Raw genomic sequence first — 23,608 nt, 5'->3', positions numbered from 1 at the left:
CAGTTCAATCAAAAGGCAGCTATAGTTAGCTGCCTTCCTTTATCTTTATTCTTAGCGAATCATTCGTTTCTCAGTACATTCCACGCTTCACAAAGAACTCTAAATCTTTCTGCATCGCCATTTTCTCGATCAGGATGCCAACGAAGCGCGAGTTTTCGCCATTGTTTTCTAATTTCCGCAGGCGTAGCGTCAGTGTTAAGTTCAAATAGTGACAGTGCCTTTGTCTTATCTACGCTGGCTACTGACGAACCACCGATGAACTTTTGATAAGTTGTCCAAAATTCATTCAACAGTCGACGCACTTCATCTTCGTCCGCTTCGTAATTGCGCCAATCTAAGTAATACTCACGCAAAGGATCATGAATATCGATCTTATGCCTCAAAGCTTCCATCGAAGACATGAGCTGAATATCCATGGCTTCGACTTGAAGCCAACTATCCGGATACAGAGTGTCTTGCAGTTGATATAATGCATTCATGATCAGGAAATTTCTTTTGAATAAATCCTTATCGGGAGAGTCGTCCAGCTTTGAAATATAACCTTGTTCACCCAACGAGCTTGCCAAGGTGTGCACTTTCCAATTAGAGGGCTGTTTTCTCAGAATTTCTAGCATTGGCCAAAGCAGCGGATTTTCTATTGCATGAGGCTCAATACTATTGACAGTACGTTGTCCTTCCATTCATCCTCTCTGACACGAGTTTAGGGCCCCATTCACGGCACAAAAAACATAGTTTCCACTTTGTAGCATAAATGCAAAAAGGCCGATAGTCATTCACCATCGGCCTTTGTAAGGAGATCACGTAAAGGTTAAATAACCCCTAGCTCACGTAAACGTTCCATAAGGTAGCTATGTGCAGTGTAGCGCTCAGATAACACCACTTCCGGCTTTGGATGCAGGAACAACGGTAATGAGATACGTGACTTTTCTTGACGGCCACCCGTAGGGTTGATTACACGGTGAGTCGTTGAAGGGAAATAACCACCTGACGCTTCTTGAAGCATATCACCAATGTTGATGATTAAGTTTCCGAAGTCACATGGTACATCGATCCAATCACCCTCTTTACTCTTTACTTGCAGTCCAGGCTCATTGGCAGCAGGCAAAACCGTTAACAGGTTAATGTCTTCATGCGCAGCAGCACGAATAGCGCCTGGCTCTTCTTCGCCTGTCATCGGTGGGTAGTGAAGCACGCGTAGTAATGTTTTGTCACTGTTATTGATCATTTCTGACAACGCGATAGAGAACTTCTCTTGAACGTCCTTAGGTGCGTACGCTTCAACCCAACCTAATAGCTCTTGAGCAAATGCATTGGCACGCTCGTAGTACTCTAAGATTTCAGCTTTAAGCTGCTCTGGGATCTGGCCCCAAGGGTAAACATGAAAGTACTCTTTGATGTCTTTCACTTTGTGCCCTTTCGCCACTTCAGACACAGAAGGTGGGAAGTAGCCATCTTGGGTGTCTACGTTAAAGTGAAAATCATTCTTTTGTTCTGAACAGAAAAACTCATGCCAGTTTTTGTAAATTGACTCTACAAGCTCTTGTGGAATCGGGTGGTTTTTCAACACACCGAACCCCGTTTCGCGTAGAGAGGTAACGAACTGTTGAGCAGCATCGTCAGCAAGATAATCGACAGTTTCCAGTTTCATGGCTTTACTTCTTTTTTATTAGACTGAATCATGGATTCTATGGATGGGCATGTTGTAAATCAAACTTTAATGAAAAGTGTACGCGCAAACGTTTTAATGTTGAGCAGTTTGCCAATAAATCAACATTTTCAGTGATCAAAAAACCCATTAAAATATCAATTGCACACCGTTCAATTAAGTGCAATCATTAACACAATCTATGGAGTCCCACTGTAAGATAAATTGAAGGATCAAGTAACTCTATGAAAAGCACCTCAATACTCTTAGGATTAACGATTTTTTATGCCATCGTGTTTTTATTTTCTGCGTTGGAACCTAACTCACGTGCAGTTTGGTTTGCGGAGATTATCCCGGCGATTGGTATTCTTGTTGCTATTTGGGCGATTTCGATTCGCTATCAGTTCAGTAATACGGCTTACTTTTTAATGTTCATCTGGCTCTGTTTGCACACTATCGGTGCGAAATATACGTTCTCCGAAGTGCCGTTTGACTGGTTTAACGACATGATTGGTTCAGAGCGAAATAATTTTGATCGCGTTGCGCACTTTTCAATTGGCCTTTACGCATATCCGATCGCTGAATACTTGATAAACAAAAAACGGTTCAACAAAGCGTTCTCTTGCTGGTTTGCTTTGTTTGCTATCATGTCACTTGCTGCTGGCTATGAGATTATCGAATGGTGGTATGCGGAGTTGGCTGGTGGCGATGAGGGAATTGCCTTTCTGGGCTCGCAAGGTGACATATGGGACGCCCAGAAAGATATGTTGTGCGATACCGTTGGTGCAGTGTTGTCGTTATTCTTAATGTCGGCTCAACGTCGATTCTCTCAACCATTCTAAATAAGGGTTAAACCCATCAACAATTGGAACCTGTACGATTTGAGCGACCTCGTATTCGTGCAGGTTTTCTATTTTCTCTTCCACCAATTCATAAAGTTCTCGACGAGTTTTGATGACTAGCAACCATTCGTTGTCAGTACAAACCTCCCCTTTCCAAACGTAGTGGCTTTCAATAGGCATTGTTTGAATACACGCGGCTAATTGGGCATCTAGCAAACCTTCAATGATCTGATCTCGATTTTTTTCATTACTGGTTGTACTTAAAACCATGCAATAGTCATGTTTCATACTCATTTTCTAGCCCTTCATTATTTCATTGTCACTTTGCCGCCAATCATTTTGTAAGCAGGCGTTCCTCTCACTAGGGTATCTCTTGCAAATTCTTGCCCGCAAGCGGGGCAAATACATGGGGTTTGTGTGAAATCGTCAACAATGCGCTCTTTGAAGCACTTGACCAGTGCGCCTTTTCCGCCTTTACGGTACTTAAATAGTTGAGTTTTACATTTTGAGCAATAGATATCGACGGTTTTCGTCGGTTGTTTTTTATTCGGTTTCGCCATGGTTACTTTCTATATCCGGTTTGACCCATACATTATTAAAATCAAACCAACCTAAGGCATTACACTTTGCATTTTGTAACGCACCGCTGTGGTCTTTATTCACACCCAGCCAGCAGTGAAACATAGGAATCACCTGACAGCTTTTTACTAACTGTCGTCCTAACTCACGCGCAGGAAAGTCTGTGTGCATGCCGGCACGCCATTGATCGACAAGTTTAGCCCATTCACTAAAATCGTAACCTGAACTGAACTTCTCAATATCACTGTAATCCAGGAGCCAGCCCGCCAACGCGTCATTTCGGTTCGTTGCAATGCCCATAGCTTTCACCCAAACATCCACTTCCTTAGGCGCGGGCGGTTGAGAATCATAACGAATAAACTCAACCTCTATACCGTGCGGTTTTAAGAGTGTCTTGATGGCCTTGGCAACTACTGGAAACATCGGATGCTTTTTCTGATACGCTACGGAAATTACCTTATTAGCCTGTGGTACGCTGCCCGCTTCCGCTGGCCTAAGATCAATCCAACCGGGCTTAAGGCCAAACGCTTGCAATACTCCCAGTTCCATCACTTTATCTTGTGGAACATGCGCGTAAATCTGGTGACTGTTGAGGGTTTGCGAGAGGAACTCTGCCCAACGTGGATCTTTTGCAATCCCAGTGTTTTTGTTTAGTAATAGGAATGTACAGCCAGGGTCCAGCTCGACTTCATCGGATGAACCTTGTTTATCCATCTTCGGCTTTGACAGGCTTGGATAAACCATTGAAGAATAGGCTTCATCGATTACCCACACCTCCACTTGGTCAAGTAAAGGGCGAAAACCAAAGTAGCCATCAAAAGCAGTCAAAATAAGACGCTTATCATCATTCATTTTAACTTGGAACGGCCCTGTCCCTATCGGTTGTCTATCGAAGCTTTCAGAACGCAAAGCACTCGGTAGCAAAATTTTTGCTTGCGACTCACTCAGAGCCAGAGGCAGGTAGCGATCAGGACGGATGAGCTCAATATCAACGGTCCACTCTTGTGGCGAAGACACCCGCTTTATGTGAGAAAACAAGTTCAAGCTATTTAACGCAAGCACACTTTCAAGAACACAACTGGTTGTTAACGGTTCACCGTTATGAAAGCGTACTCCACGACGAAGATAAAAACGCCAATGTGTATCAGAAATTGCTTCCCACGTGTGGGCTAAATCTGGTTGAAGTTGTTCATTTTCATCAAGGCGAGTGAGTCCGCTAAAAATTTGTCTGGCGATGTGCTGTTCAGAGCGCCGCATCGGTTTCTGCGGGTTTAACATCGACAATGGTCGATAATAAGGCAAACGCACGACCTGCTCGCCCTGTCGATGCTGAAGCCCTAAATAACCTTGGATAACCTGCGTCAATCGCGCCGCATCGTTATCAAGCGCATCTAGAGCCTGACCGATTTTCCCTTCATCGAGATAACGCCTGGCGAGGTTTTCGCTGACGTCGCTTCGATTACGTTTAAAAACGAGTTTCGAAAGTTTTCCTCGACCCGCTGCCGGATGCCACTCAATCCAGCCCTCTTCTTCAAGTTTATTTAGAACAATACGAGCATTACGACGTGTACAAAACAACGCTTCGGTGATGTCTTCGAGCTGAACGTCCGTATCGTGACCGGAAAATTTTTCAAACAGTGTTTCGAACTGAACACGTAAACGAGGGCTACTCATAAAGAGGAAATTCTTATCTTGTTGTCGATAAGCTAAGTTTCCTCATTTTTTCCAAAAAGTGCAAACATCACACTATAAATTATTGAATATCGATACCAATTTCTCGCGAAAGTTCAGCCAGTTGCTCCTCGTTGTCCAGCTTGATAGACCATTTGCACTCTGCTCCATGAGATAAAACAACGTTCGCTCCTCTACCCAGCAACTGAATTGCATCGGTTTGCGCTTGCAAGGTTACCATTGCACTACCGGAGAGCTTAATCACTATTTCACGCTGGGTTGCAATGATTTTTCCTAATGAAAACTCAATCACCATCTTAGTTTATACCGACTTTGTTTTGTGTTGTTTCACAGCGATGGTCAAGCGACTGGTACACACTAAACGGCCTCGCTCATCAGTGATATCGATTTGCCACACTTGCGTTGAAATACCCAGATGAAGCGGTTTTGCCGTACCAATCACATGACCACTTCGCATGGCTCGCACATGGTTCGCGTTAATATCTAAACCGACGCAGTAGCTGCCCTCATCGACAGAGAAGTTTGCAGCCAATGAGCCTAATGTTTCTGCGAGCACGACTGATGCACCACCGTGAAGCATTCCTAAAGGTTGATGAGTAAAGCTGCATACGGGCATGGTTGCTGTAAGGGAGTCGTCAGTGAAATCTGTATATTTAATTTGTAGGTGCTCGATCAGGGTATTTTTTGACGTGGCATTCAGAATCTCTATGCTTACGGGCTTTTTCCATATACTCATTGTTTTACTCTTAGTTTTACAAACTGGTTTGTTAGGTTGTAACGATGTGCTAGGAAGCTAGCATAGACGCTACTTGGGCATAACTTCAAGACGTAACATCTCACCTTCTTTATCAATCAGATGAATAACTTGATCCATGCATCATGTTACTATTTGGGTATATACTATTGCTTCAAAACAAAAAATTAAATGGAGCCTGTTATGAAGGTATGGATGAAAGCCTCTGCTCTTTTAACTATCGCGGGTTTAACAGCGTGTAGCGCATCACCGACGGGTCGCAACCAGATCCTGATGTTTTCAGATCAGGAAATGTCATCGCTTGGCGCTAAATCTTTCGAACAAATGAAGAAAGATATCCCAATCAGCAAAGACCGCAAAACGAATGCCTACGTTCAATGCGTTGCCAAACACATCACTGACAGCATTCCCGCTCAATCTGGATTTAAAGACTGGGAAGTCGTTGTTTTTGATAGTGAACAAGTCAATGCGTTTGCTCTACCAGGTGGGAAGATCGGCGTGTATACCGGGCTTTTAGATGTCGCGAAAAACCAAGATCAGTTGGCAACAGTCATTGGTCACGAAGTCGCTCACGTCCTCGCTGACCACAGTAATGAACGTCTCTCACAAAGTCAGTTAGCAAATGCAGGGTTGTCTCTAGCAAACGTTGCCATTGGCGCTTCCGAGTACAAACAGTATCAACAAATGACGATGGCGGCACTTGGTGTCGGTGTTCAATACGGTGTTATTTTGCCATACGGTCGTACTCAGGAATCTGAGGCTGATATTGTCGGGCTGGAATTCATGGCAAAAGCAGGTTTCGACCCACGTCAAAGTGTCGATTTATGGAAAAATATGAGTGCTGCATCAGGTGGTTCTCAACCACCTGAATTCTTCTCAACCCACCCATCGCACAGTACACGTATTAAAGATTTACAAGCAACCATAAATAAGCTGCCTGCGTATAACGCGAAAGCACCAAGATGCGGCTAATTGATTGCTACTATCGTCTACCTACTTACTTGCCAAATAACAAAAAGCTCCCTAGGGAGCTTTTTAATGATTCTAATCAAGTGCCCAATATCTGTAGCGGCAAACTTAACAAACTATCTCCGAGAGTGGCAAAATACCAGATGATAGAAACAAAACCTCCGACAGAGACCAAGTACCAAGCCAGTGAGAATAGCTGCCCATAACGGGTTAATGGCAATAAATGGCTTTGATGTCGAGCTCTCCATTCCATCACCACTTCCAACATTCCCATTAACAATAAAAACCCTAGCAATGTCAGACCGAAATAGTAACTGATAAAAATGCCGAATAAAGCGGTCGCAATACTGCCAACTAACCCGACCCAAGTATTCATTGAGAAGGTAATACTTTTGAGCACATGGCCACCATCTAATGGTAAAATAGGCAGCAGATTAAATAGGTTTAGCAAGGCGTTAAACACAGCAAGCCCAGCGAAGATCACCTCACCAGTCATCCAATAAAGCAAAGTAAAAACAACACTAAGTACTAAACCGAAAAATGGTCCCATGATTGAGATAACCACATCCTGCCAGCGCGTGTTTATCTTTTCGTCACTTAGCGCCAAACCACCTAGGAATGGAATCAAATAGATTCCTTTGGTCTTCATTCCAAAATACTTCATCGCTCTAATGTGACCATATTCATGAAAAACCAAACAAGCGATCAACGCTAGCGCGAACTCGATGGAAAATAGCCAAGAATATGCAGCGAGACTTGCAGACGCTAACGCCACTTTAATAACTTTCGCACTTTTAAGTGCTTTCATCCCAAGAGATACGAGGCCTATTACACTTAAACGCTTTTCGGATGGTGGCGTAACTTCTGGCACTTGGCGCTCGATGTCTTTTTCATTTCGACAACCTTCATTGATGAGCTCACCGTTAATTGTGACCTTGTAACTCAATTCAAACGGTTGCCATGTTAAAGAACACTCTAAATGACAGTTCAGGATTTCCTCACCCGCAGAGAGCCTAAACTGGTGTAGACAAGTCTCTGCGGTATTGTCACTGGCATCGATTTGAGACACCAACGTATTATCCCAATATAACTGCTGCCACCCAGCCATCGATCCTTCGAGCCTTAGCGAACGACCTAAAAATTCAACATTCAGTAATTCCAATGCGGTTCCTATTGCGTCTATTGAATAACTACATAGCGAGCGCGAATTATGCCTGTGAAGTGAAGAAACAGCAAAGCGAGCTATCTCTTGATTTGATCGTTATTTAACTATAAAGCTCGCAAAACAATTCTGGTCGTACCATTCTCTTCAAAAATATAACGATAATACATGCCCTTACAAGCCATCGTTTGACCTATGCATCATATTTAAAACGCAAAATACGCTCAAACTTTGACAAGTTATTAAACATACAATTAACATTACATTTACATCACCGTTGTATTTCGCGTATTAACAATTGGTGTAAGTACCACACAACAATTACAAGGACTTCGGTCCAGCATTATGACACCCTAGGAGGGTCAAGGATGAACAAGAAGCACTGCTCTCTGCTTACAATTTCAATATTGTTTGCGTGTAATGCCCACTCAGCGGGCTTCCAGGTAGCTGAACATTCGGCATCTGGTCTTGGTCGAGCATTTTCAGGTGAAGGGGCTGTCGCAGATAATGCCAGCGTCCTTGCTCGTAACCCTGCAGCAATGACACTTTTCAAAGAAGCTCAATTTTCGGGCGCGTTATCTATCATCGACCCTGAAGTCGATGTGTACGACACTGTAAACAATGAACACGCGAAAGATGTCGCCCCTTTACAGATCGTGCCAGCAGGTTATTACATCAGCCCTATCAATGATAACTGGGCTTGGGGTATCGGTATGTTCACAACATACGGTGTTGCTACTGACTATCCAAATGATATTTCCGCTGGTGATATGGCGGGTGACACTTCCCTACTTTCAGTAAACATCAACCCTAATGTCGCTTACCGTATCAACGAGTCTTTCAGTGTCGGTGGTGGTATCAACCTAGTATACGCTGAAGCAGAGCTGACTCGCCACAAAGGCGCACTTGCCGGAATTTTAGGTGGTAATAAGTCCGATAACCTTGTCGGCATGGAAGGCGAAACTTTTGCTTGGGGTTGGAATATTGGCGCTTTGTACGAGCTAAATGAAAACAACCGTTTTGGCTTTGGTTACCGTTCTAAAGTTGATCTAGATTTTGACGACGGTGAGTTTAGTAGTTACGACTCAGGCCGAGCTCCATCACCAAAAGTGGATGGCCGTTTAAAAATCTCTCTCCCTTCAATTATCGAATTATCGGCTTTCCATCAACTGAATGAACAATGGGCAGTACATTACGGCTGGCAACAGACCGATTGGAGCACATTTAAAGAACTGAAAGCGACGAGTCCTCAATGTAATGATGGAACTGCTGGTCAATGTTTCTACAAACCAGAGAAATACGAAGACAACAACCGTTATTCTATTGGTGCAACTTACACCCTCAATGCGGATTGGACATTCCGTGCAGGTTTTGCGTACGACGAACAAGCAGGTGAAGCGACATTGAGTATCCCTGACAGTGACCGTTTTTGGTACAGCGCGGGCCTAACTTACGCAATGAATGAGAATTTAACTTTCGATGCAGGCTTTGCACTTGTTAAGAGTAAATCAGGCTCTTTCACTGAGACGAATGCTCTGGGTGAAGAGATTAAGTTTGACTCAGAAGGTACTGCTTACATCAGCGCGGTACAGATGAACTACACCTTCAAATAATGGGATTACGGAGTAAACCAATGAAACACACGTTTAAGTTATCAATGCTTTGTTCTGCAATCCTTCTTGCTGGTTGTGGTGATGATACCTCCAGTTCTGGTACTTCCGACAAAGTTCAATTTGAAGATGAAGTCCAAGCATTGCTTGATCGCGAAACATCCATCAGTTTTACGCTTCAAGGAGCGAACGCAGATGTACCGGCACCGTCTTACTTATTAATGGACACAAGCGATGGTACGCTTGGTCTGCCAACTGATGGCGATGATGCTTTAACCAACCCTAGAGCCTCGATGAATACGATGGATGGATGGTCAACGTCTATGCCAATCGTTCTTAACTTCAACGGCGATGGTTTTGCAACGGGCATGTTGCCGTCTGGTGTTAAAGTCATCAAGATTAACCAACGCTTAACCGAGTGGGACGGTAAATCTAACCCAATCGAAGAGGTACTCGTTCAGAATCAGGACTACGTAGTTCAAGCAAAAGGTAACTCTCTATACATCCAGTTCTTGGCTTCACTTGATGAGTCAAGCGAGTACATTTTTGCGGTTACACAAGATGTTACTGACGTGAATGGTGAGCCAATCGGTACATCAGCCAGTTACGCGACAGGTAAATCGAAAGAAATCGTTTATGAAACTGGTGCTCTTGCTTCTGTTCAAGCGGTGACACAAGCGGTTGAAGGCATTTTTGGTTTAGCTCAAGTTGACCCTAACGACATCGTTTACTCCTCATGGTTCAGTACCCAGTCTGTAGGTGATACGTTAGCGGCAGTCAAAGGAGTAACCGCTACTGGTTTTTCTACCGGCGCAAACACACTAAATACCGTTTACAAAAATGACTCAAACGAAGGTTCAGTAGACTTATCAACGGCCTACACAATAACGCTCGGTGAAACCCAAGACTTTAGCACTGCGCTAGACTCTGACGATGACTTTAGTAAATACATTAGCGATCTAGACGCAGCTAAAACGGCAATTAAAGGCCTTTACATGCAATCAGGTGCCGATGTAAGCGTGACACAAGGTGTGGTAAGACTGCCTCATTACTTGGAAAAAGGCGCAAGCTGGAACATGCAACCAATGGTATCTGCGATGCCAAGCCTAGCGAAGCTAAGCGCAGCATTAGCGGATCCGAACGAGCAAGCAAACATGGTTCAGCAGCTATCAACAGGCGTTTTTGCAAATGATCCTGTTGATGTGACAAAGCTTGCTACAGATCCTACAGAGCAGCTAAAACTTGTTGGAGCTAAGCTTACTCTTACCGATGGTACCCAGCTTGATAGTGAGCGTATTATTACTCGCTACTCGCCTGTTCCCGTAGTGAAATCGGTTGAAGATGTCGAAGTACTGGTCTTCACACCTAAATCTGGCGTCGCGACAGACGTTGTGATTTATCAACACGGCATCACCTCTGCGAAAGAGAATGCGTACGCGTTCGCGTTCAATATGGTAAAAGCAGGTGTGGCAGTTATCGCTATTGACTTACCTATTCATGGTACGCGCAGCTTAGATGAACAACGTTCCGCAAATGCGAATGTACTGGCTTATCTAAATCTTTCCAACTTAGCCGTTGCGCGTGACAACCTACGTCAAAGTGTTCTGGATGTGTTAGGTTTGCGCGCTAGCTTGGTAGTATCTGCTCAAGGCGGTCTTTTAGCTGGAGGTCCTCTGCAAGGCTTCAACCCAATGACGGGTTCAAAAGTCAAAATGCTAGGTCATTCACTTGGCGGTATTGTCGCTACATCTGCCGTCGCAGCAGCAAACAATACATTGGGCAGCCCTACTGCGGATGCACTGTACACCTTTAGTTCTGCATCAGTACAGAACTCTGGTGGACAAATTGGTAATTTGTTACTGGGTTCAGACAATTACGGCCCTCAGATCAAACATAACCTCGCTTATGCAGCATCAAAAGACTATGCGAATTACGCTGATGCATCATGTGCGGATCTAGAAGATAAAACATGTTACGAAGCATTTGAGGCTGCGGCAACGGAAGCTCAAGTAGCAGCGCTAGAAGCAGGTTTTTCACAATTTATCTATGCAGCACAGACTACACTAGACACTGTCGATCCGTTCACAAACGCTTCAGATTTAGTGGCATCTGGTTCGCTAACGACACCATTCTTTATGACAGAAGTGGATGGCGATAGCACAGTACCAAACAGCGTTCCAAATGCACCATTCGCGGGTACTGAACCGCTCGCTAATAAGCTAGGGTTGAAGACTGTGAACAGTACGGACACTACTGTGAATGCAACTGCGAGCTTTGTACAGTTTAATGCTACTGCATCGCACAGTACTTTTGCTTCGCCAAATGGCACTCTGTCTGATATTGATCATCATGTAGAGATGCAGATGGAAAACACTGACTTCTTGATGGATGAAACACTAACAGGTGTCACTAACACTTCTGTTTTGAAGTAATCGTAACGCCCTTCCTACCAAAGCCCAGTTTCTACTGGGCTTTTTCATTTCAATTGTATTCAAACCCACTCATATTTCCTCTGCTATAGTTAAAACGATGTCTTTGCCTAACTCACTTGTTTAAAAGGAAAACTCTATGCGCGTATTGACTGTTATTGCCACTGTATTACTTCTTGCTGCATGCGGAAGTAGCCAATATCTGATGTCGACAAATGAAGGGAAAATTATTACCTCTTACGGTAAACCAGACCTGAACGAGGAAACGGGTATGTACGAGTATGAAGACATGGATGGTAAAGAAATGAGTATTTCAAAAGAGCAAATTGTCCAGATTGTCGAACGTTAACGACAGGCCCTCTGTAAATTAGAGGGCTATGTTCTAGCCACCCTCTCTCTACATTTACCTCTTTTAGGTTTGTAATCGTTGTAGAAATTGACACAACCAATTCATAAACCAAAACAATTAATAGTGTCTTTTATACTTCCGTATTATTTATTTAGCGAATATTTTACATCTTCACCTTAATCAGGTTGGAGTATTGTAAAATCTAATCTTTAATTCGCTAACACCCTTTTATTTCTCAGGATAAAGTGGATAATACCGCCACAAAATAACATTACTAAGGTGAGTCCTTATGTCTATTGAAGCTACTCTGCTTGCGCGCTGCGAGTCAAAATGTGAACTGTGTTCTTCTGAATCTCAACTAACTGCATACGCTGTCCCACCTCACGGTAATGTGACGGTTGATACTGCCATTATGGTTTGTGATAAGTGTCTGGGTGAGATCGATGAGCCAAAAGACATTAACCACTGGCGTTGTCTAAACGAAAGCATGTGGAGCCAGGTTCCTGCTGTACAAGTGACTGCATGGCGCCAACTCACTCGCCTAAACACAGAAAGCTGGGCTCAAGATGCTCTTGACATGATGTACATGGAAGAAGAGCAAATGAACTGGGCAATGAAAGGGATGTCTGCTGACGATAAAACGGTTGACTGTAACGGCACTGAACTTAAGAAAGGTGACGATGTAACAGTAATTAAAGACCTACCAGTAAAAGGCACTAACCAAGTAATCAAACAAGGTACAGTGATTCGTGGTATTAGCCTTGGCGATGATCCAAAGCTAGTTTCGGGTAAGGCAAATGGTGGTCAGTCGATGTACGTGATCGCAGAATACTGCCGCAAGAAGTAATATCGCACTTCAGTCATGTCAAAACGGGGCACCAATGGTGCCCCGTTTTTCTATACAACACTTAATCTACTATCATGTCTACCTCCTCTAGAGTGTTTCTTTTCTAGGGCGTAGGTTGAGTAGGCATGTTTTACAAATAAAAAAATACCGGCTCATAGGCCGGTATTTCTTACACTATTTCAATATTAACGGTACATACCGATGTCTTTTTGAATATGTGCTGACAAGTCTTCTGCGTAGTAACTGCGTGGCGCAGTGTTATCTACAAATAGAATGTCCAGTAAGTGAGCAATCAGTCCTTTGAAGTTAACCGCGTAGGTTTTCTTATCCATAGAGGTTGGTAAAGCTACATTTGTCATTTGCATTGCTTGTGCCATGATTGCCTCTCTTTAAAAGCAGTAGTCTGTTTAGTTGGTTGTATATTAGTCAGTTTCTTATTGTTTAAGAAATGACAAATTTTACCCATTCAAATTAGAATTTCTAATAAAACAAACTCATTACAAAACTCAAAAATACAAATGAATAATAACGGCATAAATAATCACAATTGCTGTAATTACATTGAATAACTGAACATTACCTGCATAATCGCCCCTTAAGCAACAACATATATTTAACAATATTTTTCGTTATTTCTTTTGATTTTAGTGCTTACTTTATATTTTTTGATTAGTAATATTAACGCTAGTTTGACGCTTCGCTTTATTTTTTAGGAGTGATGCCACCACTGCCGATGTCATCACAACAACTAAAAATGTGAGAGACCATGTTGTCGGAATCTCATATTCTGTTCCAACCAATAGCATTTTTACCCCGATAAACATCATGATTACTGATAATGCTGGTTTTAAGTATACAAACTTGTCTAACATTGCTTGAAGAACAAAGTACAGCGATCGCAAACCCAGTAATGCAAATACGTTCGCGGCTAAGACTAAAAATGGCTCTCGCGTTACCGCGAATATAGCTGGTATAGAATCCAACGCAAACATAACGTCCATTACTGCAATGACACCAACAACGATCAGCATCGGTGTTGCCACCCACTTACCAGCTTGCTTTAAGATTAAGCGATTTCCTTGGTAGTCATCTGTAACTGGCAATACCTTTCGAATCAACTGCTCCGGATATGGATTAACCTCTTCTGCTTCGCCTTTGTCGCGAGCTAGCTTAACACCCGTCCAAATAAGAAAAGCAGCAAATAAGTACAATACCCAGTGATACTGTGAAAGTAACTGAGCACCAACCGCAATCATGACAGCGCGTAAAACTAGCGCACCTATCACCCCCCAAAGCAATGCTCTCGGACGCAAGTGCTCCGGCACACTGTATTGTGCAAAGATGATGGCAAACACAAACAAGTTATCCACGCTTAGCGACTTCTCTAGTAAGTAACCAGTTAAGAATGAAATCGTTGCTTTGTCGTTCGTATAAGCGCTATGTGGCGCGTAAAAGTCCCAGAATAAATAAATAGAACCTGCAAAAACAAAGGCAAGCAAGAACCAAAAAACACTCCAAACGATGGCTTTTTTCATCGTGATAGCGCCACCACGTGTTTGATAGATATCAAGCGTAACAAGAACAAGGGTAAATAAACCAAAAGCACCATACATCGCTAATGATTCTTGAAGAGGCACCGATTGGCTCAATTGGGTGGTATTTTCGATAAGAGACATATTTCCTCCCATGGCGGAAGGACTTCGTTTGGTGACCTTCCGCAGACAATAACAACCAACAGCCACATAACGATTATGTGCTGCTAGTCAATGAATGCGTTGGTCTCGTTGAAGTGTTGACGTGAATGAACCACGTAACACCTTTACTTACCGGATAAGCTGATGCTTAACGAGATGACGATAAGTAAACTTGCGCTAACTACTCCCCAAACGCCGACATAATAACGCCGAGCGTCAGGCTTTCCAACAAAAAAACCTTGTCTTATCGAAATAAAATTCTTATCAAAAATCAGGAAGCACTATAAAAAGAAAGAAATGGATTCAACCACCTGAACTATAGTAAACAGACAAAAAGCAGCAAATGGCTCAAGACAAACTCTTCATTAGTTAGGGCCCTAACGGGGAAGATAGATACAAAAAAGGAGCATTACTGCTCCCTTTTGTAACATCCACATTCTTAGCAATTCAAAAGCCGCTTAGAGGCACAAAGTAGACCAGTGTTGACCAAATTGCGATCCAGGCAACCACGACTGCCGTATCTGCCCAATCTTTATTCCACATACTGCCATCCTCATCAACCCATGTAGTAAGTGGAGAGCAGCAAAATCAATACCAGTATCTATTATCGACGTCGCTTTGTGTAAAGTTTGTGACTTTGATTCAAACAGTTTGGCTCATCGGTCAGGAGTTCAATAAAACAATCAGCCATGGACAAACTGGTCACACGCCCTTCTCCTTTCATCTCCTGCAATGCGTCGTACCCCTCTTTCCCTTTCATCGTATAGGCAGAAGAAGTCCCTCGATACCAAACATCATCTTGAACACCTACCCATTGTTTACCATCAAAAATCACTAATGATTGAACTCTTTCACCTTTTGGGGCATCTGCGTGGTACTCGAAGTTTAAATTGTAAGTGTACGGATAACTGCCAGATCCAGTGCCTTCTACGCCATTGTTGAGTGCATTATTTATCGCGCCTTCAAGTGCACGGCGAATAGCGCTGCCTTTTACATCGTAAAAGCCGATAGGAACGGCAAAAGGCAACAGCCGTCCGGCAATGTCTGCCACTGTAATGTTGCCAGGGTTCAAAGAGGTTCGCACGCCACCCGCATTATGAATTGCAAATTGAACGTCATATCCACGTTTGTTTAAACAGTGCAGAAATGATCGGGCAACGGAGGAAGCCAACTCACTCTCACCAAATTCATCGGGAATTCTCACATGACGCTTTTTGGTGTCAACACTAGCAATGACTTGTGACTGTAACTGCCTGACCTGAGGAATATATTTATCGCTCAGGATCGCTTGAGTTTCCGGGTGTTTCTTACAAACCACGACATTCGGTTGACCATGGATGAAGTCGCACGCGGTTTCGAATACACCTTGGTCGAGCTGTTGGTTTAGCGTCGAGTCCCAAAAAATACGTCGGCCAAGCAACAGTTCATTTTGTCCACTCAACATCATTGCTTTGCCGTGTTCATCAAACTCAATGACGCAGTGCCCCATTGTCAAAGCATGGAAACCCGCTTGCACCACATAGGTATCATTAATTTTGATACCGTAGGGATCGTCTTGTCCTAACCCTATTGATGAAAAATCACCTTGCAACCGGTGGCTGTGTCCACCAACAATTATACCAATACCTGCGACTTGCTCAGCTAACTCTAAATCACCTTCATAACCTAAGTGGCTCAGAAGAATAATATTTTTTATACCTGATGAATGAATTTGTTTTACGGTCGCCTTGGCGGTTTCAATTGCTGAGTGAAAAGGCGTGTCTGCATCAGGGTTTGCGATGTCGCTCATTTTATCTATGGATAATCCGAAAATCGCGACCCGCTCACCATGGAATTCTTTAACAATGTATTGAGCGCTCTGTGTATCCGGTTGGTAACTATATACATCCTTGCAATCACTGATACGGTGAGGTTTTTTAAGTGATTCATTGGATAAATCCCAGTTGCCAGCAAGCAATGGGAACTGAGTACGTTGGCAAAACAATGCAACTGGCTCATTCCCCATATCTAATTCATGATTGCCTAACGCCATTGCATCTATCTTTAATGCGTTCAATAAGTCGGCATTGGCTTTGCCTTTAAATAGTGAGAAATACAGCGTGCCTTGGAAGCAATCTCCGGCGTGGAGGAACAACATCCCATGACCTTGGCGCTGAGCATCATCTCTTAACTGCTCGACTCTGGTTGCGATACGAGAAAAGCCGCCGGCGCTGACATAGGGCTCTAGCGTGAGTTCATTGTTTATCTTAAGCTTTAACTGTAATGACGTTGGTTCAAAGTAGGAATGTGTGTCATTGATGTGTGCCAGTTTGATTCTCACTGGCTTATGATTGTTATTCATCTTCATCTTCTCTTTTTTCATTCCTTATAATAATAAGAAGTGAATCATGACAGAATCATGAATTTTATGAAACTGCGATTTAGGATTTCATGTTTAAGTGATCACGATGCTGTCCCCCGGCTTTGAAAGCAAGCCTCGCTTGTAACGGTCTCTATTCAGTAAGAGGCTCTCGTAATTTTGTGAACTGAGCTTAACTCAAAAATTCCGAATTCATATATGCTTAGGAGTAGCAAAATAACTCTCGATAATTCAAATAATTGCAAGGAGGATTGAGATGAGACTAGAACGCATCGAAATCTCCGGGTTTAGAGGCATCAAACGCCTTTCACTCTCTTTTGACGAACTCACCACGCTCATCGGTGAAAACACGTGGGGCAAATCATCATTGCTCGATGCCCTTTCCATCGCATTACCTGCCAATGGCTCATTGTATCAATTCAAACTGAAAGATTTTCACGTTGACTACTCAATTTCTCATCCACAAACACAACACTTACAGATCATTGTTTGTTTTAAAGCACAGGATAAAAACGAAGTAAAAGCGGGACGCTACAGACGCATAAAGCCTACATGGTGCACCAACGAAGATGGTGAGCAAGTCATTTACTATCGTATTAGTGCGTCTCGCGATGAGCACGGCATTAATACAGAGTACGCGTTTTTGGATCATAACGGCAAACCCAAAAAACTTCACCACTCAGAGAAACTCGCTATTGAGTTAATGACACTTCATCCTGTAATCCGACTACGTGACTCCCGACGCTTCCCTGATTTAAACCATGTCAACGGCGATGGTAAAAATGCTCGGATTGAAAAACGAATCAACAACACCTGTCGACGCTTATTGGCCATGCCTGGCCATGTGAATAAAGGTGAGATTCGTAGTAGCCTCGACTCAATGCAAACGCTTGTTGAACACTATTTCGCGTTCAGAAGTGTCAGTAAAGGTAACCCACGCAAACCTCGTGATGGTCTTTTCTATACAAGCCCTTCCTCTGATAAAGGTTTGAGTCAGTTCTTGAAAGAAACCAATGACAAACAAAGCCGCTTGCTCTTAATGGGGTTACTCAATGCCTATCTTCAAGCTAAGGGCCCCACTGATTTAAGGCGCTGTGCGAGACCAATACTGATCATTGAAGATCCAGAAGGTCGACTGCATCCAACTCATCTAGCGAGAGCGTGGTCCTTATTGCAATTATTGCCAATGCAAAAGATATTAACCACCAACAGTGGCACGTTACTCGGTTCTGTTCCACTGTATTCAATTCGACGTTTAATTCGGCTATCAGACAGAACCATCGCTAAGAGTTTAAACTCAACAAAGTTTGGTCGAGATGAGTTGCGCCGAATTGGTTTCCATATTCGTTTTCATCGTTCAGGAGCATTATTTGCGCGGTGCTGGTTACTTGTTGAGGGCGAAACCGAAGTTTGGCTTTTTCATGAACTGGCTCGTCAATGCGGGTATGACTTGGCTGCCGAAGGGGTTCAAATCGTTGAGTTTGCTCAATCAGGTCTAAAATCACTCATCAAAGTAGCAAAAGAGTTTGGTATTGATTGGCATGTCGTTACCGATGGCGACCCAGCAGGGAAAAAGTACGCGCATGCAGTGCGAGCACAGCTCGACCATGATCAGGAAAGGCATCGACTTACGGAGTTACCCGACCGAGACATCGAGCACTTTCTGTACAACAATGGTTTTGAACTTTTCTTTAAGGACATCATCAAAGTTCCTCATGACCACCCTATCCCTGCTAAAAAAGTCGTAAATCGTGTTTTGAAAAAACATGCAAAACCGGACTTAGCTTTGGCTATTGTTTCTCATTGTGAAGAGAAAGGCATGGAGTGTATTCCTGTTCTTCTGCGCTGGACACTTAAACGCGTTGTTACCATGGCCAACGGCAATACATGAGTTAGACGTATTTTACACTCAGCGTATTGTCTTGTAATACAAAAAAAAGCACACCAATTTGGTGTGCTTGTATCAAACATCATTAATTTTGATTAAGGGTATTGAGAGGGATAAAACTCAATACACAGTGGATACCAATAAGATCGGGGGTTCACTACTGTGCTTGCTCAGCAAGCGAAGAAGAAGTAGCGGTTGATTTCGTATGCAACCATAGCCCTGTCGCTTTCATTAGATAGCCAAACACACCACCTAGCAACAACGATGGAATGACAAGTTGCCAGTTTCCGTCAGCCGCAAATGTTGCGCATGAACCAATAAAAGTACCAGGGATGTACGCGAGCCAAGCCTGTTTAGCTTGAATACACATGAAGAATGCCACAATAGCGGTAATCACATAGCCAATAATTTCCAACCCCACGTAAGTGGAACCGTGAATAATTACCATTGCCCAGAATACGCCTGTCATATTGGTGATTAAGCTGATGCCTAGTCCTTTCAATCCGCTCGTTGGCGCTGCAAAGTAGCTCGTGCAACCTAAAAAACCAGCCCAAGAAAGCAAACCTAAAGAGATGGCGATCCAACCCCATACGCCAGATAAAATTCCAGTAGTAATAGAAATAGCTAAAAGTGTCGTCATGGTAGTCATACCTACTCGGCTATTATCGTACCTATATGGTTCAATAACTGCCTTCATACATTGAAATCAAGGACACATGTTAGATACATCAGCTCAGCTTATCGGTGATATTGATCACAATAAGATATTATTATTTTCACAATTTACATTAAAAGTTTGACGCAACCGATAAATCAACAGATTTAGGGAATAAACCAACTCATCTCGTAGGCATATTTAATCAACCTTTAAAGAACTGAAGGCTTCCCTTTCATCATTCGCAGCCCCTCTCTTTTAATGCAGTCGACTAATGGGTTTTCTGCCATATCTGAACGCCATATAAATGAAAGCGTCCTTTCCATTTTTAACTCAGGTACATTTAATGCCACAAGGTGACCTGCTTCTATATATCGCTCTACATCTAAATACGGTAAGCAAGTAAGGTACTGACCATTAGCAACTAAACTACGTAACACCGGAACGTGTTCGTACTCGCGCCACACATCCAAATCTTCAATAAGGTGGTGAATGGAACTATCAAATGTTTTTCGTGTGCCAGAGCCATGCTCTCTTAGTACCCACTTCGCTTGCTCTAACTGCGCAAGGCTAACAGACTGATTACGCGCAAAAGGATGATGAGAAGCTGCGACAACAGTAAGATGATCACGACACCATACTTCTTGGTGTAAACGGTTATCATCACAGCGCCCTTCAATAATCCCTAAGTCATACTTGTAATCTAATACCCCATCAATCACCCCTTTTGTACTTTGTACACCGAGGGAAATACGCATTTCTGGAAAGTCATTATCAATGATACTGATAAGGTCGGGAACTAAGTGCTCTGCTGGGGTTTGACTCGCTCCCATGCGAATCTCACCACTCAATAAATGTTGCTCATAGAAGCCCATTTCAATCTGCAATGCATCTTGTAGCAAGCGTTTTGCTTTTGGTCGTAACCACATCCCCCAATGGGTTAACGCCATTTGCTTGCCTTGCCTCTCAAACAACGGCCTGCCAAGCATCTTCTCTAATTGCGCAAGCGACATACTCGTCGCTGATTGTGTTAAAGCCAATTTTTCTGCGGCTTGGCTTACACTGCCGGTATCTGCAACTGCGTCGAAAACCGCTAATTGCTTAAGTGAGTAGCGCAAAGTGTCCTCCATTATTAGTGGGTATTTCCCAATTCCCACAATTGTTAAAGCATGCCCCAATAAGCAATAGAGTTCATTTTACCTAGCCCCGTAAAGTTATCAATTAATTTGATGAGGTTTCTAAATATTATCAATTTTACCTTACTAACCGTTCTCCCTATTCTGAGTACGCGGTTCGGGAACACCGCAAGCCTCAATGGTTTTGAAACCGAAGTCATTGAGGCTCTTAATAAAAACAACAATTTCATTTTTGAGTTAATAACCAAGGATTTTTTATGCGATTACAAATTAAGGAGTCAATATGGCGGTGACCAGTTCTCAAAATCACCAGTATTTTTCTCCAAAAGAGATGATGGTTGAAGCGGAAAAATTTGCGTTAAGTAAGGCAAACAAAACCAGCAGTATGACATTAAGCCTCGCCATTATGGCCGGCGCGTTCATCGGGTTAGCATTCTTGTTTTACATCACGGTGACCACCGGCAGTACGGGCGCTGGTTGGGGCTTGAGCCGCCTAGCTGGTGGACTCGCATTTAGCATGGGATTGATCCTCATCGTGATCTGCGGTGGTGAATTATTTACCAGCTCCGTCCTATCCAGTATTTCTTGGGCCAATAAGCAAATCTCGTTCGGTAAGATGCTTTCGATCTGGGGCAAAGTTTACGTTGGTAACTTTATTGGTGCGATGTTCCTACTTGCGCTGGTTACTGCTGCTGGTCTTTATCAGATGGATGGCGGTCAATGGGGATTAAATGCGCTTAACATCGCACAACACAAACTTCACCACACTCTCATTCAAGCGTTTGCACTCGGTATTCTCTGTAACCTGTTGGTCTGCCTAGCGATTTGGCTGACATTTAGTTCTGCAAATGCAATGACAAAAGCAGCAATGACAATTTTGCCTGTGGCAATGTTTGTCAGCAGCGGTTTTGAGCACTGTGTTGCGAACATGTTTATGGTTCCACTTGGTATTGTTATCGCGAATTTTGCACCTGAATCTTTTTGGGCATCTGTCGGTGTGCCCGCGTCACAATACACAGACCTAAACATTAGCCACTTTATTACCGCTAACTTAATTCCTGTCACGCTTGGCAACATCGTCGGCGGAGCGGTATTAGTTGGCCTTTCAAACTGGTGTATTTTTCGCCGACCAGAACTAAAAGCAGCGAATGTTTCTTCTATCACTACAACTACAACACTGTCGTCAGTTAAGGATTTCACCATGAAAAATGCCTCTTTTGTTAAAGACATTATGAACCCAAAACCAGTCACCGTTCGTGCAGAAACGCCAATTGCAGCCGCGCTGGATGTGTTACTTGATAACAACGTAACTAGCGCACCTGTTGTAGACGTACAAAATCGATTAGTTGGCTTCTTCTCTGCTCACGATGTGATGGTAGAACTATGGTGTGAGGACTACATTCCGGTGAAAGACCAAAAAGTCGTCGACATCATGAGCCGAGATGTGGTCGCAATTGACGCTGATGATCGCCTCGTTGATGTTGTGGAGTTCCTATGTATCGATAAAGCGCAGTTGTACCCAGCGAGCAGTATGGGTATTGCCACTCGCTTGACGTCTTTGTCTCTCGAAGAACGCGCTAAAAGTATCAAAGTAAGTAAGCCACAAGTGCTTCCTGTGCTTGAAAATGGGCAGATGGTCGGGGTCGTTACTCGTACTGAAGTATTAAAAGCACTACGCCCGATTTTTGGTGAGCGTTTAAACCTAGTGGAAAAAAGCGAGTTAGAAACAGCGTAATTCGCTAAACATTTACAACGTCTATTGGCTTTCAATCGCTATCACTGACTGGTTTATCGATGTTAGTGATGTGATTAAGATAATAAAAAAGCGCTCTTCAAGTGAAGAGCGCTTTTAGTGTATCTAAAAGGAACTAATTACTTCTTAATACCTTCGATATGAAGTTCCATATCGACGTAGCTTGAAGCACCCATTACTGGGATGTCAAAGTCAGCAAGCTCTAGGCGAGTGTTGCCAACAAAGCCAGCGCGCTCGCCGCCCCATGGGTCACTGCCAGCACCAACGAATTCAGCCTCAATAGTAATAGGCTTAGTAACACCGTGTAGCGTTAAATCACCAGTTACATCTAGTTTGCCATTGCCTTTATCAACCACTTTTGTGCTCGTAAAGGTTGCTTCACTGTATTTACCAGCATCGATGAAGTCACCACTACGAATGTGTTTGTCACGTTCAGCATGGTTTGAATCTAGGCTGGTTGTATCAACAACAACATTTACTTTTGAGTCAGCAATGTTGTTTTCATCAAAAGAAAAGTCACCAGAAAATGTATTGAAACGACCTTTGATGAAACTGTAACCCAAGTGGCTAACTTTAAAGTTGATTGAAGCGTGAGCACCTTTGGTATCGATGACATAATCTGCAGCTTGCGCACCAAATGGCAGTGCCATAGCGATAGCTAATCCTGTAGCGAAAAGTGACTTTTTCATTTTGAAGCTCCTAACATTTTTCTTAATGTGTTGTCTTTATCGATAAAGTGGTGTTTTAGTGCAGCAATAGCATGTAAACCTGCAATCAGGATGACTGCCCAAGCTGCATAGAAGTGAATCTCACCTGCAATATCTGATTGGCCTGGGAATAACTCTCCCGCTCCTGGCACGGTGAACCAATTAAACACTTCGATGCCGCGTCCATCAGACGTTGAAATGAGGTAACCTGAAACAAAGATGGTGACCAATAGTAGGTACATGACACCATGCGCTGCTTTAGCAGCAAGCACTTCGTAACGTTTGCCTTCTACCTTTGGTGACGCCGTCACATGTTTCCATACGATGCGTGCCAAAGTTAAAATAGCGAGTAAAATACCGACAGAGCGATGGTAATGCGGCGCAGTTCGATACCATTCGCTGTAATAGCTAAGGTCGACCATCCACAAACCCACTGCAAATAGACCAATAATGCACAGCGCTGATAACCAATGCATCACGCGTGCAGTAAGGTTGTAATTCTTTACCAGTGTATCCATCTCAAGTTCCTAGATATATT

Annotated in this window: 23 protein-coding genes; 8 read left to right on the top strand and 15 right to left on the bottom strand. The window is 43.3% G+C overall.

What is annotated here, in order from left to right; genetic code table 11:
- Positions 1–59: 59 nt before the first annotated feature.
- A complete protein-coding gene (locus R7Q39_RS05325) occupies positions 60–680 on the bottom strand; it encodes a DNA-J related domain-containing protein (protein WP_005376328.1) in 621 nt (206 codons plus the stop codon).
- Positions 681–808: 128 nt separating this feature from the next.
- Positions 809–1,648 carry an isopenicillin N synthase family dioxygenase gene (locus tag R7Q39_RS05320; RefSeq protein ID WP_005386285.1) on the bottom strand — a complete coding sequence of 280 codons (840 nt, stop codon included), beginning with the start codon at positions 1,646–1,648 and terminating at the stop codon, positions 809–811.
- A gap of 242 nt (positions 1,649–1,890) precedes the next feature.
- Between R7Q39_RS05320 and R7Q39_RS05315 the strand changes: the two genes are divergently transcribed.
- Positions 1,891–2,487, top strand: a complete 597-nt coding sequence (locus R7Q39_RS05315) for a DUF2238 domain-containing protein (RefSeq protein WP_318075853.1) — start codon at positions 1,891–1,893, stop codon at positions 2,485–2,487.
- On the opposite strand, the gene cutA is transcribed toward R7Q39_RS05315, so the two are convergent.
- The 5 genes from cutA to R7Q39_RS05290 all read right to left on the bottom strand — a co-directional run bounded on the left by cutA (position 2,449) and on the right by R7Q39_RS05290 (position 5,494).
- Positions 2,449–2,781 (bottom strand): divalent-cation tolerance protein CutA, encoded by a 333-nt coding sequence (cutA, locus tag R7Q39_RS05310; RefSeq protein ID WP_318075852.1) that lies wholly within the window; start codon positions 2,779–2,781, stop codon positions 2,449–2,451. The genes R7Q39_RS05315 and cutA overlap by 39 nt on opposite strands.
- Positions 2,782–2,795: 14 nt before the next feature.
- A complete protein-coding gene (locus R7Q39_RS05305; protein ID WP_017634167.1) occupies positions 2,796–3,047 on the bottom strand; it encodes a hypothetical protein in 252 nt (83 codons plus the stop codon).
- Positions 3,031–4,740 (bottom strand): SgrR family transcriptional regulator, encoded by a 1,710-nt coding sequence (locus R7Q39_RS05300; RefSeq protein WP_318075851.1) that lies wholly within the window; start codon positions 4,738–4,740, stop codon positions 3,031–3,033. The genes R7Q39_RS05305 and R7Q39_RS05300 overlap by 17 nt, the downstream gene beginning before the upstream one ends.
- 79 nt (positions 4,741–4,819) lie before the next feature.
- Entirely contained in the window at positions 4,820–5,053 is a 234-nt protein-coding gene (locus R7Q39_RS05295; RefSeq protein WP_005376338.1) for a DUF3389 domain-containing protein, read from the bottom strand.
- Between the two features lie 6 nt (positions 5,054–5,059).
- The gene (locus R7Q39_RS05290; RefSeq protein ID WP_005376340.1) at positions 5,060–5,494 is read right to left on the bottom strand and encodes a hotdog fold thioesterase; all 435 of its coding nucleotides are present in this window, start codon (positions 5,492–5,494) and stop codon (positions 5,060–5,062) included.
- A gap of 201 nt (positions 5,495–5,695) precedes the next feature.
- Between R7Q39_RS05290 and R7Q39_RS05285 the strand changes: the two genes are divergently transcribed.
- The gene (locus tag R7Q39_RS05285) at positions 5,696–6,484 is read left to right on the top strand and encodes a M48 family metallopeptidase (RefSeq protein WP_155487280.1); all 789 of its coding nucleotides are present in this window, start codon (positions 5,696–5,698) and stop codon (positions 6,482–6,484) included.
- A gap of 76 nt (positions 6,485–6,560) precedes the next feature.
- Here the strand turns inward: R7Q39_RS05285 and R7Q39_RS05280 are convergent, their stop codons facing one another.
- A complete protein-coding gene (locus R7Q39_RS05280; protein WP_318075920.1) occupies positions 6,561–7,589 on the bottom strand; it encodes a site-2 protease family protein in 1,029 nt (342 codons plus the stop codon).
- Between the two features lie 422 nt (positions 7,590–8,011).
- On the opposite strand from R7Q39_RS05280, the gene R7Q39_RS05275 reads away from it, so the two are divergent.
- The 4 genes from R7Q39_RS05275 to R7Q39_RS05260 all read left to right on the top strand — a co-directional run bounded on the left by R7Q39_RS05275 (position 8,012) and on the right by R7Q39_RS05260 (position 12,878).
- The gene (locus tag R7Q39_RS05275; RefSeq protein WP_318075850.1) at positions 8,012–9,256 is read left to right on the top strand and encodes an outer membrane protein transport protein; all 1,245 of its coding nucleotides are present in this window, start codon (positions 8,012–8,014) and stop codon (positions 9,254–9,256) included.
- Positions 9,257–9,276: 20 nt separating this feature from the next.
- A complete protein-coding gene (locus R7Q39_RS05270; protein ID WP_318075849.1) occupies positions 9,277–11,685 on the top strand; it encodes a VolA/Pla-1 family phospholipase in 2,409 nt (802 codons plus the stop codon).
- Between the two features lie 136 nt (positions 11,686–11,821).
- Complete coding sequence (locus R7Q39_RS05265) at positions 11,822–12,031, top strand: YgdI/YgdR family lipoprotein (protein WP_005376349.1); 210 nt, start codon at positions 11,822–11,824, stop codon at positions 12,029–12,031.
- A gap of 289 nt (positions 12,032–12,320) precedes the next feature.
- Complete coding sequence (locus tag R7Q39_RS05260) at positions 12,321–12,878, top strand: PhnA domain-containing protein (RefSeq protein ID WP_005376350.1); 558 nt, start codon at positions 12,321–12,323, stop codon at positions 12,876–12,878.
- 185 nt (positions 12,879–13,063) lie between these two features.
- Here the strand turns inward: R7Q39_RS05260 and R7Q39_RS05255 are convergent, their stop codons facing one another.
- From R7Q39_RS05255 to R7Q39_RS05245, 3 genes are all read right to left on the bottom strand, one after another.
- Positions 13,064–13,255: a hypothetical protein gene (locus tag R7Q39_RS05255; RefSeq protein WP_005376351.1), complete on the bottom strand. Its 192-nt coding sequence runs from the start codon at positions 13,253–13,255 to the stop codon at positions 13,064–13,066.
- 279 nt (positions 13,256–13,534) lie between these two features.
- Entirely contained in the window at positions 13,535–14,554 is a 1,020-nt protein-coding gene (locus R7Q39_RS05250) for a TerC family protein (protein WP_318075848.1), read from the bottom strand.
- Between the two features lie 622 nt (positions 14,555–15,176).
- Positions 15,177–16,919, bottom strand: a complete 1,743-nt coding sequence (locus R7Q39_RS05245; RefSeq protein ID WP_258659307.1) for a bifunctional metallophosphatase/5'-nucleotidase — start codon at positions 16,917–16,919, stop codon at positions 15,177–15,179.
- Positions 16,920–17,187: 268 nt separating this feature from the next.
- Here R7Q39_RS05245 and R7Q39_RS05240 point away from each other — a divergent pair, with 268 nt between their 5' ends.
- On the top strand, positions 17,188–18,822 hold the full coding sequence (locus R7Q39_RS05240; RefSeq protein ID WP_047103581.1) for an ATP-dependent endonuclease: 1,635 nt from the start codon (positions 17,188–17,190) through the stop codon (positions 18,820–18,822).
- Between the two features lie 154 nt (positions 18,823–18,976).
- Here R7Q39_RS05240 and R7Q39_RS05235 read toward each other — a convergent pair whose 3' ends face one another.
- Together R7Q39_RS05235 and R7Q39_RS05230 are read right to left on the bottom strand one after the other, a co-directional pair.
- Positions 18,977–19,459 (bottom strand): DUF1097 domain-containing protein, encoded by a 483-nt coding sequence (locus tag R7Q39_RS05235; RefSeq protein WP_017634175.1) that lies wholly within the window; start codon positions 19,457–19,459, stop codon positions 18,977–18,979.
- Positions 19,460–19,686: 227 nt separating this feature from the next.
- The gene (locus R7Q39_RS05230) at positions 19,687–20,592 is read right to left on the bottom strand and encodes a LysR substrate-binding domain-containing protein (protein WP_005376369.1); all 906 of its coding nucleotides are present in this window, start codon (positions 20,590–20,592) and stop codon (positions 19,687–19,689) included.
- Between the two features lie 301 nt (positions 20,593–20,893).
- On the opposite strand from R7Q39_RS05230, the gene focA reads away from it, so the two are divergent.
- A complete protein-coding gene (focA, locus tag R7Q39_RS05225) occupies positions 20,894–22,345 on the top strand; it encodes a formate transporter FocA (RefSeq protein WP_064369261.1) in 1,452 nt (483 codons plus the stop codon).
- Between the two features lie 137 nt (positions 22,346–22,482).
- Here the strand turns inward: focA and R7Q39_RS05220 are convergent, their stop codons facing one another.
- A complete protein-coding gene (locus tag R7Q39_RS05220; protein WP_017634178.1) occupies positions 22,483–23,052 on the bottom strand; it encodes a YceI family protein in 570 nt (189 codons plus the stop codon).
- Positions 23,049–23,588, bottom strand: coding sequence for a cytochrome b (locus R7Q39_RS05215; protein WP_005390157.1), 540 nt, complete (start codon positions 23,586–23,588; stop codon positions 23,049–23,051). Before R7Q39_RS05215 ends, R7Q39_RS05220 begins: the two co-directional genes overlap by 4 nt.
- Between the last annotated feature and the right edge of the window lie 20 nt (positions 23,589–23,608).

This window comes from Vibrio sp. 947, from assembly GCF_033339115.1.
Lineage (GTDB): Bacteria > Pseudomonadota > Gammaproteobacteria > Enterobacterales > Vibrionaceae > Vibrio > Vibrio alginolyticus.
The sequence above is the reverse complement of the archived record's forward strand: the minus strand, read 5'-3'. Positions and strand labels throughout refer to the sequence as shown.

Excerpts from the sequence above, each read along its gene's own strand:
- R7Q39_RS05215 (WP_005390157.1), bottom strand. The coding sequence starts at position 23,588 with ATGGATACACTGGTAAAGAATTACAACCTTACTGCACGCGTGATGCAT.
- R7Q39_RS05275 (WP_318075850.1), top strand. The coding sequence starts at position 8,012 with ATGAACAAGAAGCACTGCTCTCTGCTTACAATTTCAATATTGTTTGCG.
- R7Q39_RS05235 (WP_017634175.1), bottom strand. The coding sequence starts at position 19,459 with ATGACGACACTTTTAGCTATTTCTATTACTACTGGAATTTTATCTGGC.
- R7Q39_RS05285 (WP_155487280.1), top strand. The coding sequence starts at position 5,696 with ATGAAGGTATGGATGAAAGCCTCTGCTCTTTTAACTATCGCGGGTTTA.
- R7Q39_RS05260 (WP_005376350.1), top strand. The coding sequence starts at position 12,321 with ATGTCTATTGAAGCTACTCTGCTTGCGCGCTGCGAGTCAAAATGTGAA.
- R7Q39_RS05305 (WP_017634167.1), bottom strand. The coding sequence starts at position 3,047 with ATGGCGAAACCGAATAAAAAACAACCGACGAAAACCGTCGATATCTAT.
- cutA (WP_318075852.1), bottom strand. The coding sequence starts at position 2,781 with ATGAGTATGAAACATGACTATTGCATGGTTTTAAGTACAACCAGTAAT.
- R7Q39_RS05325 (WP_005376328.1), bottom strand. The coding sequence starts at position 680 with ATGGAAGGACAACGTACTGTCAATAGTATTGAGCCTCATGCAATAGAA.
- R7Q39_RS05315 (WP_318075853.1), top strand. The coding sequence starts at position 1,891 with ATGAAAAGCACCTCAATACTCTTAGGATTAACGATTTTTTATGCCATC.
- R7Q39_RS05290 (WP_005376340.1), bottom strand. The coding sequence starts at position 5,494 with ATGAGTATATGGAAAAAGCCCGTAAGCATAGAGATTCTGAATGCCACG.
- R7Q39_RS05220 (WP_017634178.1), bottom strand. The coding sequence starts at position 23,052 with ATGAAAAAGTCACTTTTCGCTACAGGATTAGCTATCGCTATGGCACTG.
- R7Q39_RS05240 (WP_047103581.1), top strand. The coding sequence starts at position 17,188 with ATGAGACTAGAACGCATCGAAATCTCCGGGTTTAGAGGCATCAAACGC.
- R7Q39_RS05250 (WP_318075848.1), bottom strand. The coding sequence starts at position 14,554 with ATGTCTCTTATCGAAAATACCACCCAATTGAGCCAATCGGTGCCTCTT.
- R7Q39_RS05320 (WP_005386285.1), bottom strand. The coding sequence starts at position 1,648 with ATGAAACTGGAAACTGTCGATTATCTTGCTGACGATGCTGCTCAACAG.
- R7Q39_RS05265 (WP_005376349.1), top strand. The coding sequence starts at position 11,822 with ATGCGCGTATTGACTGTTATTGCCACTGTATTACTTCTTGCTGCATGC.
- R7Q39_RS05245 (WP_258659307.1), bottom strand. The coding sequence starts at position 16,919 with ATGAAGATGAATAACAATCATAAGCCAGTGAGAATCAAACTGGCACAC.
- R7Q39_RS05255 (WP_005376351.1), bottom strand. The coding sequence starts at position 13,255 with ATGGCACAAGCAATGCAAATGACAAATGTAGCTTTACCAACCTCTATG.
- focA (WP_064369261.1), top strand. The coding sequence starts at position 20,894 with ATGGCGGTGACCAGTTCTCAAAATCACCAGTATTTTTCTCCAAAAGAG.
- R7Q39_RS05300 (WP_318075851.1), bottom strand. The coding sequence starts at position 4,740 with ATGAGTAGCCCTCGTTTACGTGTTCAGTTCGAAACACTGTTTGAAAAA.
- R7Q39_RS05280 (WP_318075920.1), bottom strand. The coding sequence starts at position 7,589 with ATGGCTGGGTGGCAGCAGTTATATTGGGATAATACGTTGGTGTCTCAA.
- R7Q39_RS05295 (WP_005376338.1), bottom strand. The coding sequence starts at position 5,053 with ATGGTGATTGAGTTTTCATTAGGAAAAATCATTGCAACCCAGCGTGAA.
- R7Q39_RS05270 (WP_318075849.1), top strand. The coding sequence starts at position 9,277 with ATGAAACACACGTTTAAGTTATCAATGCTTTGTTCTGCAATCCTTCTT.